The sequence below is a fragment of the Brevundimonas sp. TWP2-3-4b1 genome, from assembly GCF_049897665.1.
Taxonomy (GTDB): domain Bacteria; phylum Pseudomonadota; class Alphaproteobacteria; order Caulobacterales; family Caulobacteraceae; genus Brevundimonas; species Brevundimonas subvibrioides_B.
Window position 1 is genome coordinate 50,695 of the sequence record NZ_JAFCWQ010000016.1, and the last position, 14,527, is coordinate 65,221.

17 protein-coding genes and 1 other RNA gene are annotated in these 14,527 nt (G+C 68.8%); 14 read left to right on the plus strand and 4 right to left on the minus strand.

The window, feature by feature from the left end:
• Position 1: 1 nt before the first annotated feature.
• On the minus strand, positions 2 to 835 hold the full coding sequence (locus tag ACP7A5_RS12485; protein ID WP_426042221.1) for a tetratricopeptide repeat protein: 834 nt from the start codon (positions 833 to 835) through the stop codon (positions 2 to 4).
• A gap of 72 nt (positions 836 to 907) precedes the next feature.
• On the opposite strand from ACP7A5_RS12485, the gene ACP7A5_RS12490 reads away from it, so the two are divergent.
• Positions 908 to 2,299, plus strand: a complete 1,392-nt coding sequence (locus ACP7A5_RS12490; protein WP_426042222.1) for a leucyl aminopeptidase family protein — start codon at positions 908 to 910, stop codon at positions 2,297 to 2,299.
• On the opposite strand, the gene ACP7A5_RS12495 is transcribed toward ACP7A5_RS12490, so the two are convergent.
• The gene (locus ACP7A5_RS12495; RefSeq protein WP_426042223.1) at positions 2,266 to 2,766 is read right to left on the minus strand and encodes a hypothetical protein; all 501 of its coding nucleotides are present in this window, start codon (positions 2,764 to 2,766) and stop codon (positions 2,266 to 2,268) included. The genes ACP7A5_RS12490 and ACP7A5_RS12495 overlap by 34 nt on opposite strands.
• A gap of 216 nt (positions 2,767 to 2,982) precedes the next feature.
• On the opposite strand from ACP7A5_RS12495, the gene ACP7A5_RS12500 reads away from it, so the two are divergent.
• Positions 2,983 to 3,765, plus strand: a complete 783-nt coding sequence (locus tag ACP7A5_RS12500) for an NlpC/P60 family protein (protein ID WP_426042224.1) — start codon at positions 2,983 to 2,985, stop codon at positions 3,763 to 3,765.
• Between the two features lie 96 nt (positions 3,766 to 3,861).
• Here ACP7A5_RS12500 and ACP7A5_RS12505 read toward each other — a convergent pair whose 3' ends face one another.
• Entirely contained in the window at positions 3,862 to 4,614 is a 753-nt protein-coding gene (locus tag ACP7A5_RS12505) for a c-type cytochrome (RefSeq protein ID WP_426042225.1), read from the minus strand.
• 152 nt (positions 4,615 to 4,766) lie between these two features.
• Between ACP7A5_RS12505 and ACP7A5_RS12510 the strand changes: the two genes are divergently transcribed.
• The gene (locus tag ACP7A5_RS12510; RefSeq protein ID WP_426042249.1) at positions 4,767 to 5,489 is read left to right on the plus strand and encodes a 3-deoxy-manno-octulosonate cytidylyltransferase; all 723 of its coding nucleotides are present in this window, start codon (positions 4,767 to 4,769) and stop codon (positions 5,487 to 5,489) included.
• A gap of 46 nt (positions 5,490 to 5,535) precedes the next feature.
• Here the strand turns inward: ACP7A5_RS12510 and nudC are convergent, their stop codons facing one another.
• On the minus strand, positions 5,536 to 6,462 hold the full coding sequence (nudC, locus tag ACP7A5_RS12515) for an NAD(+) diphosphatase (RefSeq protein ID WP_426042226.1): 927 nt from the start codon (positions 6,460 to 6,462) through the stop codon (positions 5,536 to 5,538).
• A 75-nt stretch (positions 6,463 to 6,537) separates the two neighbouring features.
• Between nudC and ffs the strand changes: the two genes are divergently transcribed.
• From ffs to ACP7A5_RS12570, 11 genes are all read left to right on the plus strand, one after another.
• An RNA gene (ffs, locus tag ACP7A5_RS12520) (signal recognition particle sRNA small type) lies at positions 6,538 to 6,631 on the plus strand.
• A 153-nt stretch (positions 6,632 to 6,784) separates the two neighbouring features.
• Entirely contained in the window at positions 6,785 to 7,186 is a 402-nt protein-coding gene (locus tag ACP7A5_RS12525; protein WP_426042227.1) for a DUF3597 domain-containing protein, read from the plus strand.
• Between the two features lie 47 nt (positions 7,187 to 7,233).
• On the plus strand, positions 7,234 to 9,090 hold the full coding sequence (locus ACP7A5_RS12530) for a DNA polymerase III subunit gamma/tau (RefSeq protein WP_426042228.1): 1,857 nt from the start codon (positions 7,234 to 7,236) through the stop codon (positions 9,088 to 9,090).
• A gap of 165 nt (positions 9,091 to 9,255) precedes the next feature.
• A complete protein-coding gene (locus ACP7A5_RS12535) occupies positions 9,256 to 9,585 on the plus strand; it encodes a YbaB/EbfC family nucleoid-associated protein (protein WP_426038800.1) in 330 nt (109 codons plus the stop codon).
• A gap of 16 nt (positions 9,586 to 9,601) precedes the next feature.
• Positions 9,602 to 10,216: a recombination mediator RecR gene (gene recR / locus ACP7A5_RS12540; protein ID WP_426042229.1), complete on the plus strand. Its 615-nt coding sequence runs from the start codon at positions 9,602 to 9,604 to the stop codon at positions 10,214 to 10,216.
• Between the two features lie 12 nt (positions 10,217 to 10,228).
• On the plus strand, positions 10,229 to 10,708 hold the full coding sequence (locus ACP7A5_RS12545; protein ID WP_426042230.1) for a DUF29 domain-containing protein: 480 nt from the start codon (positions 10,229 to 10,231) through the stop codon (positions 10,706 to 10,708).
• A 180-nt stretch (positions 10,709 to 10,888) separates the two neighbouring features.
• On the plus strand, positions 10,889 to 12,112 hold the full coding sequence (locus ACP7A5_RS12550) for a DNA recombination protein RmuC (RefSeq protein WP_426042231.1): 1,224 nt from the start codon (positions 10,889 to 10,891) through the stop codon (positions 12,110 to 12,112).
• Positions 12,113 to 12,220: 108 nt separating this feature from the next.
• Positions 12,221 to 12,643, plus strand: coding sequence for a hypothetical protein (locus ACP7A5_RS12555; RefSeq protein ID WP_426042232.1), 423 nt, complete (start codon positions 12,221 to 12,223; stop codon positions 12,641 to 12,643).
• 4 nt (positions 12,644 to 12,647) lie between these two features.
• Complete coding sequence (locus ACP7A5_RS12560) at positions 12,648 to 12,845, plus strand: helix-turn-helix transcriptional regulator (protein ID WP_303695961.1); 198 nt, start codon at positions 12,648 to 12,650, stop codon at positions 12,843 to 12,845.
• A 5-nt stretch (positions 12,846 to 12,850) separates the two neighbouring features.
• Positions 12,851 to 13,435, plus strand: coding sequence for a hypothetical protein (locus ACP7A5_RS12565; RefSeq protein WP_426042233.1), 585 nt, complete (start codon positions 12,851 to 12,853; stop codon positions 13,433 to 13,435).
• Between the two features lie 31 nt (positions 13,436 to 13,466).
• A complete protein-coding gene (locus ACP7A5_RS12570; RefSeq protein ID WP_426042234.1) occupies positions 13,467 to 14,438 on the plus strand; it encodes a TraB/GumN family protein in 972 nt (323 codons plus the stop codon).
• Positions 14,439 to 14,527 lie beyond the last annotated feature (89 nt).

A 14,527-nucleotide genomic window follows, 5' to 3' on the forward strand; every position in this document is an offset into this window, starting at 1 on the left:
CCTACTGACCTTGTAGCGAGGACCAGGTCCGGACAAGGGCGGGGGAGGCGGTGTCGGTTTCGACCCCCGCCGTCGCCGGCCGGACCTGGTTCCTCAGCCATTCCAGATTGCGCTCGGCGGCTTCCGGCGGCAGGTCGCGGCGGATGATCTGTTCGGCTTCCGGGATCCTGCCCTGAAGTCCCAGGGCCATGGCGAGGTTCAGCCGCATCTGCAGCGAAGCGTTTGGCTGCGCCACCGCGCGACGCAGCAGCGTCTCCGCGCCCGCCGGATCGCCGCCGGTCATCTGGGCCATGGCGGCGTTGTTCATCACCTCGGCATTGTCCGGCGACAGGCGCAGGGCCTCGTTCCAGGCGGCGCGCGCGTCCTCGACGCGCCGCACCTGCTGATAGGCGACGCCCAGCAGCGACAGAGGCCGCCAGTCGCCGGGCGCCAGAGCTTTTGCCTGTTCCAGGGCCGCGATGCCGTAGAAGGCCTGACCCCGCGCGATATGGGCGCGCCCGATCTCCAGCATGGCGTCGACGTTCTGCGGCTGGGTCACCAGCACCTGCTGGGCGACGGTCGCGGCCTGTTCGTGCTGGCCCAGCTGACGCAAGGCCTCGGCCAGTTTCACCCCGGCGACCGGATCGGCCGGATTGACCTCGACCTCGCGCGACCAGAAGACCGAACGCGCCAGCGGGTCGAGACGGCCATAGGCGGCGCGCTGTTCGGCCGTGGCGGCCACGCGCGGGGCGGCCGCCTGTCCGGTCTGGGCCGAGGCGGGACCGGTCAGGGCCAGACCACCCACGAGGGTCAGGGCGATCAGGGCGATTGAGCTTGAGGCCCGGGTGCGCGACATGGGACGGTCCAATCGGATTTCTGCCCCTCAAGAATCGGCGCTTCGCGTCAAGCATTGGTTAATAGTCGCCCCATGTCCGCGATCTCGCCCGACGCCCTCGTCCCCTCCGACAGCCCCGGGGCGGCGACCGCCACACCCGTCCGTTTCGTCGGGCCCAAGGCTGCTCTCGACGGCCCGGCCCAGGCCTGGGCCGCGCGGATGGGGTTCAGGGGCAAGGCGGGCGAGACCCTGGTCATCCCCAACGCGGACGGCGGCATCGATCACGTGCTGGTCGGGACGGGCAAGACCTTCGATCCGATGAGCGCCCGCGCCCTTTCGGCCAGACTGCCCGAGGGCCTCTATCGGCTCGAGGAGGAACCCGAGGAGGCCCGCGTCGCGGCCCTGGCCTTCCTCCTAGGGCGCTACGTCTTCGATCGTTACAAGACCCGGGAGCGGCCCGAGGTGCGGCTGGTCGCGCCTGACGGGCTGGATGTCGCCGAGGCTCTGCGCATCGCCGCTGCCTGCGCCCTGGCCCGCGAGATGGTCGATACCCCGCCCGCCGACATGGGCCCCCTGCAGATGGAGACCGTCGCCCGCGAGATCGCCGAGGCCCACGGTGCGTCGATCTCGGTCATCACCGGCGATGACCTGCTGGAAGAGAACTACCCGGCCATCCACGCCGTCGGTCGCGCTGCCGCCCCGCATCGTGCGCCCCGGATCATCGAGATCGGCTGGAATCTGGACCGGACCGACCGGCCTTTGATCGCCCTGGTCGGCAAGGGGGTGGCCTTCGACACCGGCGGGCTGGACATCAAGTCCGCCACGGGCATGCGCAATATGAAAAAGGACATGGGCGGCGCGGCCCATGCGCTGGCGCTGGCACGACTGGTCATGCAGGCCGGCCTTCCTATCCGGCTGGTGGTTCTGGTCGCGGCCGTGGAGAACGCCATCTCCGGCGACAGCTTCCGGCCGGGCGATGTGCTTAACAGCCGCAAGGGCCTGACCATCGAGATCGGCAATACGGACGCCGAGGGTCGGCTGATCCTCGCCGACGCCCTGGCACGGGCCGGCGAGCACGACCCCGACCTGACCCTGGACTTCGCCACCCTGACCGGGGCGGCCCGTGTCGCTCTCGGCCCGGAGTTGCCGCCCCTTTACACCGACGACGAGGCGCTGGCGGCCGACTTCCTGGCGGCGGCGGATGCCGTGCGCGATCCCCTGTGGCGGATGCCGCTGTGGCCCGGCTATCGCGCAGCGATCGACTCGGACATCGCCGATGTTCGCAACGACTCGGCGGCCTGGGCTCAAGGCGGGTCGATCACCGCCGCCCTGTTCCTGCAGAAATTCGCCCCGACCAGCGGCGCCTGGGCCCATCTGGACGTCTTCGCCTGGAACAGCCGGAGCCGCCCGGGTCATCCCGAGGGCGGAGAGGCGCAGAGCCTCCGTGCCGCCTACGCCATGCTGAAGGCGCGATACGCGGGCTGAACCGCCCATCCCGGGCCATCGTCGTCGGCGGTCTTTCCGGTCGGTCGCGATGACGGCCTGATCGGCCGGCGGGCTCGGGCCGCGCGCCTGCGCAGGAGCGCCGAAACCTGTCGGGGCACGGCGGTCGCCTGCGCCCGGATTGCTCTGAGCCCGTTCGTGGCCAGAATCGCGCCCGTGATTAGCAGGGCGTCGACGAACACCCCCACGTCGAACATCGCGAACCAAACCAGCGTATCGGGCAGCAGGAAGCTGAACAGCCGCATCCCGTCCGCCTCGAACAACAGGACCAGGACGAAAGCGATCACCGCCAGCAAGGCATAGAAGGCGGCCTTGCCGCGATGGATCCGGTTCAACCGCCGCGCAGGCTCCTCGACCAGCCAGCGGTTCAGACCTCGCCCGATCCCGGTGTCCGGAGACGCGAAAATCACGATGACCACCGCCGTCATCAAACCCGGAATCAGCAGCATCGGCCCCTCCGCCATCACGTCGAACTGAACTGGCGTTCCCGGCCTGTGATTCAAGATGTCCACGGATCGGGCTTAAGCAGCGAGCCGGAGCCTGTCCTGCGGCCGATCGGAGATCGGACCGGGGCGCGGCGAGCGGTCGCGCACAAAAAACCTCGCCATTAACGGGACTTTTGCCTTCGTCTGGCAGACGTATGAGCCAACCGTCAGGGCCTTCGCTTGAACGACCTCCCGACCGACTTCGACGCCCGCACCACCCTCGCCCGGCCCGATCTGGCCGCGCAGGCGTTGGAAGGCCGCGTCCGGGCCGAGACCTTCCGCGCGACCGAGCCGATGCGCGGCGCCGTTCCAGTCGCGGATATCCACGCCGAGCCCGACACCGCCTCCGACAGGATCGACCAGCTTCTGCACGGTGAAATTTTCGACGTCCTCGACCGGCGCGGCGGACGCGTCTGGGGCCAGGCCCGTCGCGACGGGACGGTGGGCTGGATGGACGCCTCGGCGCTGGTTCCGCATGTCGGCCTTCCGACCCGTCGGATCGCTTCGGCTACGGCCGCCCTGCCGCTCAACGCCCTCGTCGACGACGCCTCAGCCGACAGCGCGCCCATCGGCGAGTTCGAAACCGATCCCGTCGCTGTGGCCGAACGCCTGCTGGGCGTGCCGCACAGCCTCGGCGCCCGCTCGTCTCTGGCGACTGATTGCTCCGGCATGGTGCAGCAGGCCCTGTTCGCCTGCGGCCTCGCCGGTCCGCGCCATTCCGACGGCCAGGCCCAGCTCGGTGTCGCGGTTTCGCGTGACCAGGTCCGGCGCGGCGACATCATCGTCTGGCTGAACGTCTCCAGCGACCACAGCTGGACCGGTCATTCGGCCTTCATGCTGGACGAGACCCGCGTCATCCACGCCACCGGCTTCCACGGCGCGGTGACCCTTCAGGCTTTCGCCGAGGCCGACGCCCGCTATCTGGCCGACGGCTTCGAGCCCGCCGTCTTCCGGCGTCTCTGATCCAGCATCGGTGCACCCCGGCGAGAAGGGTGTCCCAAACGAAACAGGCGGCCCCGGAGGACCGCCTGCTCGAAGCCTGAAATTTTGGCTAAGCCGCTAGTTCCCCGGAGCGGCGCTCGTCGCGGCCGGCGGAGCGACCGGGGTCGTCTGGGTCGGCGAAGCGCCTGCGGCCGTTGCGTCGGTCGGAGCCGCGCCAGCGGGGCCGCCCGATCCGGCGGTGGCCGTTTCGGCACCCGGGGCGACGGCGCCCTCGGCGGGAACTTCACCCTCGGCCGGAGCGGCGCCGGGCTGACGCGCGGGATCCGACGCGGGGATCGCATAGCCGGCCGAACCCTGGCTGCGCAGATAGGCGATCAGGTTGATACGGGTCGGGGTGTCGCGCAGGCCTGCGAACGACATCTTGGTGCCCGGGACATAACGGTTCGGCGCGGTGATGAACTGGTCCAGCTGGTCGTAGCCCCAGGCCGGAGCCTCGGCCTTGTGCGCGATCATGGCGTCCGAATAGGCGAAGCCGGCGCGGTGCAGAACCGGACCGCCCACGACGCCGAACAGGTTCGGGCCGATGCCGTCGGCGCCGCCGGCTGCGATGTTGTGGCAGGCCTGGCAGCGCGCGAAGGCGGCTTCACCGGCGGCGAGGTCGGCGGCCGGCAGAACCGTGCCCCAGTCCGGCTCCAGCTCGACCTCGGCGGCGCCCGCGTCGGCCTCGTCAGGGACGTTGACCATATAGCCCATCTTTTCCGGCGCGTGCGTCGCATAGACCGCGCTCGAAATCTGCTGGACCACAAGGATGGCGAATACCGTCCCCAGGCCCGCACCGAAAATCTTGTTCAACTTCAGATCGCCGCTCATCGCGTCGTCGCATCCCGCTTCTAGAGGCCCGGCCGGCTCGGCAAACCGGGCGAAATCTTGATTGGCGGTCTCTTACACGCTAGCGCCGCCTTCGCAACCGGCCCCGGACCTCACTTTGAGCGTCCGGACGTCGCATGACCGGAAGGCCTGCCGTGACGCCCTTGATACTGATACCGACTCGCATGTCAGCGACCCGCCTTCCGGGCAAGCCGCTGGCCGAAATCGGCGGCAAACCCATGGTGATCCGGGCATGGGAACAGGCCGTCCTGTCCGGCCTGCCGGTCGCCGTGGCGGCGGGCGACCAGGAGATCGTCGATGTGATCGAGGCCGCCGGCGGCCGCGCCGTCCTGACGGATCCGGCCCTGCCCAGCGGCTCCGACCGGGTCCTGGCGGCGCTGGAGGCGCTGGATCCCGACGGCGACTATGATTCGATCATCAACCTGCAAGGCGACATGCCGTTCGCCGACCCTGGCATCGCCACCGCCTGCGCGGCCCTGCTGCACGGCGAGCCGGGCTGCGACATCGCCACCCTGGTCGCGCCCGAAGCCGATGTCTCGGACCGGTCCAACGTCGATGTGGTCAAGGCGGTGCTGGCGATCGCGCAAGGCGAGAAACACGGCCGCGCCCTCTATTTCACCCGCTCGACCCTGTACGGCGACGCGCCGGTCTGGCGCCACATCGGCGTCTACGGCTACCGCCGCGAGGCCCTGAAACGTTTCTGCGCCGCCCCGCCTTCGCCGCTGGAGCAGCGCGAGAAGCTGGAACAGCTGCGGGCTCTGGAGCTGGGCCTGTCGATCTGGGCCGCGGTGATCGACGCGGCGCCGATCTCGGTGGACAATCCGGCGGATCTCGAGGCGGCCAGAAAACTGGTCTGAGACGCAGTTTTCTCCCTCCCCCGAGGGGGAGGGAGAACGCGGCGCCCTATTCCACCTCGAACCCGTCCACCCAGGCCTGGATCAGCGTCCGGGCGATGGCGAATTTCGGCGGGGCCTTAATCTCGTGAGCGCCGGCCAGCACCGCGCGCGCCTCGTCCTTCGTCAGCCAGGCGACCTCTTCCAATTCGGTCATGTCCGGGGTCGCGTTCGCGTCCGACACCTCGGCGATCAGGCCGATCATCAGTTGTGACGGAAAGGGCCAGGGCTGGCTGGAGTGGTACCGGACGGCCGTCACCGTCAGCCCCGCCTCCTCCTTGATCTCGCGGGCGCAGGCCTCCTCGATCGTCTCGCCGGGCTCCAGAAAGCCCGCCAGGGCCGACATCCGTCCTGCCGGCCAGGCCGCCTGACGCCCCAGCAGGCAGCGCCCCTCGAACACCGGCAGCATGATGGTCACCGGATCGACGCGCGGGAAATGCTCGGCCGTGCAGGACGGACAGACCCGCCGCCAACCGCCCGCCGTCGATTTCGTCTCATGCCCGCAGTTGGCGCAGAACCCGTGCTTCCGCCGCCAGTCGAACAGCGACTTGGCCCCGCCCGCCATGGCCGCCTCGGCGCCGGACAGCACCACCGCCGCCTCCCGCATCCCGGTGAAGGCGCCCAGACCCTTGATCGGCCCCTCGGCCGGATCCGACGGTCCCTCGAATTCCACGGCGAACACCGGCGCCGATTTCCACAGCCCCAGGAAGACCTCGCGATCGGCGTCGCGGATCGCGCCGCGCGCATGGGTCAGGGCCAGCCAGGCCAGGCGCGGCCCGTCGGCATGATCCTCCAGCAGCGGCTGCCCCTCCCAGAACACCATGGCGAGCGCATCCGCGCTTTCGCCCTGTTCGACCAGCCATTCGGGCGTGTTGCGGAAGTCTCCGGCGCGGTCCAGCGGATTGCCGGCGAAGGTATTGAGGAGGGAGAGGGCCATGTCGGCTTCCTACCCGCCTTCTTCGCCGCCGGGGAGAGGCGCCTTGATCTCGCCGTCGCGATTCGCGATATGGACCTCGGAGATCGCGGGCGAAGGCTTCGCCAACCTGGTCAGGGCCGGAAGGCAGCAGCCACAACGAATTCCCCTTCGGGTCGCGGTCTCCACTTCCATTTGTGTTGCGCTACCGCTCGACGCGCGGCGTCTCGCTGCTTGAGCAGCATTTTAGTGCGCTAACGCTCGCGACGCGGTCGCTTGCTGCTTGAGCGCGGGAACCTCTGCCGGTCCCGCTCGCTCCCTTGGCCAGTTCAACCGGAGCGACCCCATGAGCATTCTCGGCAATATCCTCGGCAAGATCTTCAACCGCGACAAGCCGGCGCCCAGCGCTCCGCCCCAACCCGCCCCGACCGCGACGCCCGTCCAGCCGCCGATCACGACCGCCGCTGCCGTCGCGCCCCAGCCCGTCGAGCCCGTCGATGTCGCCGGCATCCTCGACTTCAAGAACAGCGTCCGCGACGAGAAGCTGAACTGGCAGACATCGATCGTCGATCTGATGAAGCTGCTGGGCATGGAAAGCTCGCTGGCCGAACGCAAGGCACTGGCCGACGAGCTCGGCTACACCGGCGACACCTCCGACAGCGCGACCATGAACATCTGGCTCCACAAGCAGGTGATCCAGAAGATCGTCGACAACGGCGGCCAGCTGCCCCGCGATATGACGTCCTGATCGCACAAGGACTCTACGGACCGTCTTACACGCGGTAAGACGGTCCCATGACCGACGTCGACCTTGATTCCGGAGATCCGCCCTGGGCGGAAGACGACGCTCCCGAGCGCGACGAGAACACCGACGACATGTTCGGCGCCCCCGCCCCTGCGCCCGCCGCCGCGCCTGCTGTCGAAGCGAAACCGGTCAAACCGATCCCCGTCTCCACACCCGCTCCCGTGGAAGGCGACGGTGAGGCCTATACCGTCCTCGCCCGCAAATACCGGCCGAAGACCTTCGAGGACCTGATCGGTCAGGAGGCCATGGTCCGCACCCTGACCAATGCCTTCGCCACCGGCCGCATCGCCCACGCCTTCATGCTCACGGGCGTCCGGGGCGTCGGCAAGACCACGACCGCCCGTTTGCTGGCCCGCGCCCTGAACAACGAGACCGACGTCATCGACAGGCCGTCGCTGACCCTGACCGCCTTCGGCCGCCACGACGCGGCGATCATGGCCGGCCAGCACATGGACGTCATGGAGATGGACGCGGCGTCCCACACCGGCGTCAACGACATCCGCGACATCCTGGAGAGCGTCCGCTACGCGCCGGTCGAGGCCCGCTACAAGGTCTACGTCCTCGACGAAGTCCACATGCTGTCGAACCAGGCCTTCAACGCCCTGCTGAAGACGCTGGAAGAGCCGCCGCCCCACGCCAAATTCATCTTCGCCACCACCGAGATCCGCAAGGTCCCGGTGACCATCCTCAGCCGCTGTCAGCGGTTCGACCTGCGCCGTGTCGAGCCGGAAATCCTCGTCGAACACCTGGCCCGGATCGCCGGCAAGGAGGGGATGAAGGTCGAGGACGACGCCCTGGCCCTGATCGCCCGCGCCGCCGAGGGCTCGGTCCGTGACGGCCTGTCCCTGCTCGACCAGGCCCTTGTCCAGGGCGAACGTGGCGAGCCGGTCGCGACCGACGTCGTCCGCGACATGCTGGGCCTGGCCGATCGCAGCCAGACCATCGCCCTGTTCGAACAGATCATGGCCGGGCGCACGCCCGAGGCCATCGAGACCTTTCGCACCCTCTACGGCTACGGCGCCGACCCGGTTCAGGTGACCAACGACCTGCTGGAACACTGCCACGCCGCCTCGGTCGCCAAGATGCTGGGCCCCAACGCCACCCGCCTGCCCAACGACCAGGCCCAGCGTCTGGCCGCCATGGGCGCGGCGGTCTCGGCCGGGACCCTGTCGCGGACCTGGTCGATGCTGCTCAAGGCCCTGGACGAGGTGCGGCGCGCGCCGTCCCCCGCTGACGCGGTCGAGATGGCCATCGTCCGCCTCGCCTACGCCGCCGACCTGCCCGGCCCGGAAGAGGCGCTGAAGAAGCTGCAGAACGGCGAGGCTCCAGGCGGTGGTTCAGGCGCGCCGCGCGGCGGCGGCGGGGGAGGGGGCGGCGGCGCTTCAGCTCTTGGGGCCCAGCTGGCCATGCGTCCGGCGGCCCAGCCCAGCCTGCCCGACCCCCAGACCTTCGAGGCTGTCGTCGCCCTGATCGGCGAGAAGCGCGAGATCGCCCTGCAGATGGACGTGCAGCGCTACGTCCGTCCCGTGTCGTTCAAGCCCGGGACCCTGACCTACGAGCCGGTCGACGGCGCCCCGGCCAACCTCGCCACCCGCCTGTCCTCGCGGCTCAAGGACTGGACCGGCCGCCAGTGGTTCGTGGTCGCCAACGGCCAGGGCGGCGGCGAGACCCTGATCGAGGTCGAGAAACGCGGCCGCGCCGAGGAACGCGCCGAGGTCGAGGCCGATCCTTTCGTCATGGCGGTGCTGGCCGCCTTCCCCGGCGCCGTGGTCGGCGAGATCAGGACCCTGGCGCCCTCCGTCGAGATGCCGGCCATCCCGGATGAGGCGGACGAGGACAACGACTGATCCTCCCCAGGAGCGAAGCGAACGGGGGAGGGGGACCGCGCGAAGCGTGGTGGAGGGGGCGGAACCACGCACCGTGTCCGGGGTCCCCCCTCCACCCCCGCGCAAGCGCGCGGCGGTCCCCCTCCCCCGCTGGCGCGAGGGAGGATTGAGCCCTATCTAGAGCCTATGAAAGATCTCAACGCCCTGATGCAGCAGGCCCAGGCGATGCAGCAGAAGCTGCAGGATGCCCAGGCGAAAATGGCCGAAACCACTGCGGAGGGAACCTCCGGCGGCGGCCTCGTCACGATCGCCCTCAAGGGCGCCGGCGAGGTGACCTCGGTGAAGATCGACGACAGTCTGATGGTCCCGGGCGACACCGAGATCCTGTCCGACCTGATCGTCGCCGCCCACGCCGACGCCAAGCGCAGGCTGGACGCCGTCAATGGCGAACTGATGCGCGAGGCCGCCGGCCCGATGGCGGGGATGAACATCCCGGGCATGCCGAAACTCTTCTAGCCCCATCTGCTGACAAATGGCCGCCTCCGCCGGACCCGAGATCGAGCGCCTGATTTCGCTCCTGGCCAAGCTGCCGGGGCTGGGTCCCCGTTCGGCCCGGCGCGCGGCCCTGGCCCTGTTGAAGAAGCGCGAACAGCTGCTCGAACCCCTCGCCGCCTCTCTGGCGGAGACGGCGGCCAAGGTCGTGTCCTGCTCGGTCTGCGGCGCCCCCGACACCCGCGACCCCTGCTCGATCTGTTCCGACCCGAGCCGGGACAACGCCCTGATCTGCGTGGTCGAGGAGGCGGGTTCGCTGTGGGCCATGGAACGGTCCGGCGCCTTCCGCGGCAAATATCATGTGCTCGGCGGCCTGCTCTCGGCGCTCGATGGAGTCGGCCCTGATGCCCTGCGCGTGTGCAAACTGGTCGGCCGGGTGAAGGGCGGCGAGGTGCGCGAGGTCGTCCTGGCCCTGCCCGCCACCGTTGACGGCCAGACCACCGCCCACTATCTCGCCGACCGGATCGGGGCGACGGGGGCCGGGAACGCGGTCGAGATCACCTCCCTGGCCCGAGGCGTCCCCGTCGGCGGCGACCTCGACTGGCTCGACGACGGCACCATCGTCCAGGCGCTTCGGGCGCGACGACCGGCGTGATATAGGCCGGTCATGGCGGACGACCTGACCAGACCGGCGAGCGACCTCTATGAGCGGGACTATGTCGCCTGGACGGAGGCTCAGGCGTCCGCGTTGCGGTCTCGAAAGGGCGGCGAGAATGCTCTCGACTACGACAATCTCGCCGAGGAGATCGAAGACTTGGGCAAGTCGGAGCAACGTGCCTGCGAAAGCCAGATCGAGAACATCATCGAGCATCTGCTGAAGATCGAATTCGTTGGTCCGGCGGAGACAATCCCGCACTGGAGCAAAGAACTCCGGGGCTTCAGGCGCGAGCTTTCCAAACGCCGGACGGCGACGATCGACAACAGGCTGCAACTCGAACTCGCGGGCGCCTTCGACTACGCGGTCAAATCGCTTGTCACAGGTGGTCTTCTCCCCACCGCCGACGAGGGGTTTGAGGGGTCTCCCGGTTACAGCTGGGACCAGATTATCGACCCGGACTGGTATCCGGTCCCGCGCTACGCGAGCTGACAGCTCCCTGCGTCCGTTTCCGGCGTAGCAAGCGGCTATAGGGGAAACGATGGACCCTCTAACGCTTCAGTCCCGGTCGGAAGCTCCGGACGCTCCGGCCTCTTCGGACGCTTCGGACTGTGTTTTTGGGGTCCGGATCGACCGTGGCCCGCCGCCCCGACTCCCGCTAAGGAACGGAGCATGAACACGCTCTCGATCGTCCTCGCCATCGTTTCGCTGGCCCTCGCGGCCGGTTTCCTGTGGGCCTTCCTCGGCTGGCAGAAGGCGATGGGCGCCCTGTCTTCGGCCCACGAGAAGGTCGCCCTGATCGAGGAAAGCCGCACCACGATGGGCGACCTGTTGCGCGCCCAGGCCGCCCAGTCGGCCCAGATCATCGCCGACCAGATGGTCACCCGCGCGACCGAGACCTTTCAGGCCCAGGACCGCGTCGCCCGCGAGCGGATGGAGGCTCAGTTGAAGCCCGTCGCCGAGACCCTGGCCAAGTTCGAGACCCAGGTCGCCGCGCTTGAGAAGGCGCGGGCGGAGGAGACCGGCACGCTCAAGGAACAGCTCTCGGCCTTGATGATCGCCTCGACCGCCACCCGCGACGAGGCCAAACGGCTGACCGAGGTCCTGCGCGGCAACACCGGCCGGCGCGGCCGCTGGGGCGAACAGACCTGCCGCAATGTGCTTGAGGCCGCGGGCATGGCCGGGCGCTTCGATTTCACCGAACAGTCGTCCAGCGCCAATGACGAGGGTCGCCAGATGCGGCCGGACTTCCTGGTGCGTTTGCCGGGCGGCGGCCTGTTCGTCATCGACGCCAAGGTGCCGCTGGCCTTCCCCGACGCCGCCGAGCCGGACGACGAGGCGCGCGATACGGCCATGTCGGCGCGCAACGCCGCCAGTATCAAGAACCATGTCCGCGACCTGGCGGCCAAGGCCTATCAGGACCAGTTCAAGCCCAGCCCCGACTTCGTTGCCCTGTTCGTACCCTCTGACGCCTTCCTGTCGGCGGCGCTGGATCGCGAACCGGAACTGATGACCGACGCCATGGCCCGGCGCGTCATCATCGTCACACCCTCGACCCTGTTCGCCCTGTGCAAGGCCGTCGCCTATGGCTGGCGGGCCGAGGAGCAGTCGAGGAACGCGGACGAGGTCGCGAAACTGGGCAAGGAACTCTACAAACGTCTGTCGGTCATGGGCGGCCATCTGACCGGCGTCGGCCGGGCGCTGGAACAGGCGGTCGGCAAATACAACCAGTTCGTCGGTTCGCTGGAGAGCCAGGTCATGGTCTCGGCCAAACGGTTCGAGGACCTGCAGGTCGATCACGAGGGCAAGGAGCTGCCCCAGCTGACCGCCATCGACCAGGCGCCGCGCGTCCTCAGCCGGCCGGAACTGATCCACGACAAGGCCGCCGGGGCCTGATTGACCGTCGCCCTGTCGTCTGACAAGGTCGCTTGACATCAGCGACCACGAGTGTAAAACAGCCTTGTCATTGCGATGAGGATGCGTGTCATGGCTCTGGAGGCTCGAGTGTCGGAACATCCCTTGAGGCGCTACGGGGCCGTCATGGGTGTCTGCGTCCTGGCGGGCATGGCTGCCGGCGCAGTGGCCGGCGTCGTCAGCGCGACCTCCGACGAGGCCAGCCTGGGCGGCGCGGCCTTGATCGCCGCGGCCGTCGCCCTGGCCATGGCCGCCGCCCTCTGGGCCTGTTTCCGGTGGTGGAAGGGTCTCGATGAAGCCGCGCAGGAAGCGCACAAATGGGCCTGGTGGTGGGGCTCCACCGTCGGCCTGTGCTTCGCCGGCGTCATCCTGATGACCCTGCTCTACGGCGCTGGCGATCTCGGCGAGGCGCCGATCAAGTCCATCCTGATGTTGGGGACCGCCATCGTCACGGGCTGCCAGATGGTCGGCTACAGCGTCGCCTGGGCCGCCTGGTGGTTCAGGCGGCGATGACCCCATGAACAACCATCTCAGAACCCTGCGCGCCGACCGGGGTTGGAGCCAGGCCGACCTGGCCGCCGCCCTGGGCGTCTCACGCCAGACCGTCAATGCCCTGGAGACGGGCCGCTACGACCCCTCGCTGCCGCTCGCCTTCAAGATCGCACGCGTCTTTGAACAACCGATCGAAGCCATCTTTTCGGACACAGGAGCATGAGCCTCATGTCGCGTTCTAAAATCTCGACCCAGCCGCTCGTCGTCAAGATCCTCGGCGGTCTGGCCCTGGCCGCCGTCGGCGCCCTCACGGGCGCTGCCCTCGCCAACGCCATCGAGGGTCGCAACATGCCGTGGGCCGACAGCCTGGCCCTGGCCATGGCGGTTGCCCTGATCACCATCGGCGTCCTGAGCACCATCACCATGGCCCTGCGCCCATCGACCGTGCCCAAGGGCTGCGGGGTTCTGCAGATCGTCGTCTTCCTGCTCGCCGGAGCGATGTTCCTGGCGCCCATGTATGCCTCGGCGCTCGTGACGGCCGACACTGTGTTTGCGGGCATCGCGGTCCTCCTGGCCGTCCAGACCGTGGCCAACGTCATGCTCTGGCGACGCGCGGACGAGATGCTGCGACAGGTCATGGCCGAGACCAGCGCCATCGCCTTCTGGGCCCTGCAGACCGCCCTGTTCCTCTACGCCGCCGCCGAACGGCTGGGACTGGTGGACACAATCAGCGGCTGGGGCCTGACCGGCATCCTGATGGCCGTATACCTCGTGTCTTCCATCGCCGCCGCCGCTCGCCGCGGTATTCACTGACCTCCCTCTCCGAACCGCAGGATTTTGCAGCATGACGCTCATCAGCCGCCTGAAGACCACCACCGTCTCCATGGGGAGAACCGCCGTCGGCGTCGCTCTCGGGGTCAGCCTCGCCGCAGCCCTGCTGGCCGGCGCGCCGAAGGCCTTCGCCCAGGACGCCGCCCCGGCTCACGACCACCCCGCCATCGTCCAGGCGGCTGGCGACGGACCGGCGCTGTGGTCCATCTCTGACGCCGATTCGACCCTCTATCTGTTCGGCACGGTCCATGTGCTGCGCCCTGACACCCCTTGGGGTTCGGCCAAGGTCGATGCCGCCTTCGACGCCAGCCAGAACGTCATCTTCGAGATATCCAATCCCGACGATCAGTCCGCGCTGATGCCTCTGATCCAGCAACACGGCCTGTCGCCCCAGACCCCGCTGTCCAGCCTGCTGACGGCCGAGGAACTGGCCCATCTCGATGTCGCCGCGCGCTCGATCGGCGGCAGCGCCGCCCAGTTCGACCCGCTCCGTCCCTGGCTGGTGGCCCTGTCCCTGTCGGTCGCCCCGCTGGTGAAGGCCGGCTACGATCCCGCGTCGGGCGTTGAACTGCTCCTCAAGCATCGCGCCGAGGAGGCCGGCAAGCCGGTCACGGGTCTGGAGACCATCGACCGGCAGGTCGAGATACTGGCCGGCCTGTCGCAGGACACCCAGCTGGCCTTCCTGCGTTCGACGCTGGAGGATTTCGACGAGGCCACGACCGAGCTCGACGCCCTCGTCGATGCCTGGGCCACCGGTGATGTCGAGGCGATCGACCGTATCGGCGTGGCCGAGATGAAGGCGGAATCGCAAGAGGTCTATGAGGCGCTGCTGGTCCGCCGCAACACCGCCTGGGCCGACCAGATCCAGACCCTGCTCGCCGGTTCGGGCACGACCTTCATCGCCGTCGGCAGCGCCCATCTCGCCGGAGACGACAGCGTCCAGGAAATCCTGGAAGCGCGCGGCGTCGAGGTCGCGCGCCGGTAGCGGACTTCAGCGACAGGGGCAGGACGGCGGCGATCAGCACGACGTCGTCCGCTGCCCGGGCCCCGCGAGGACGAGAGTGGTCGCCATGC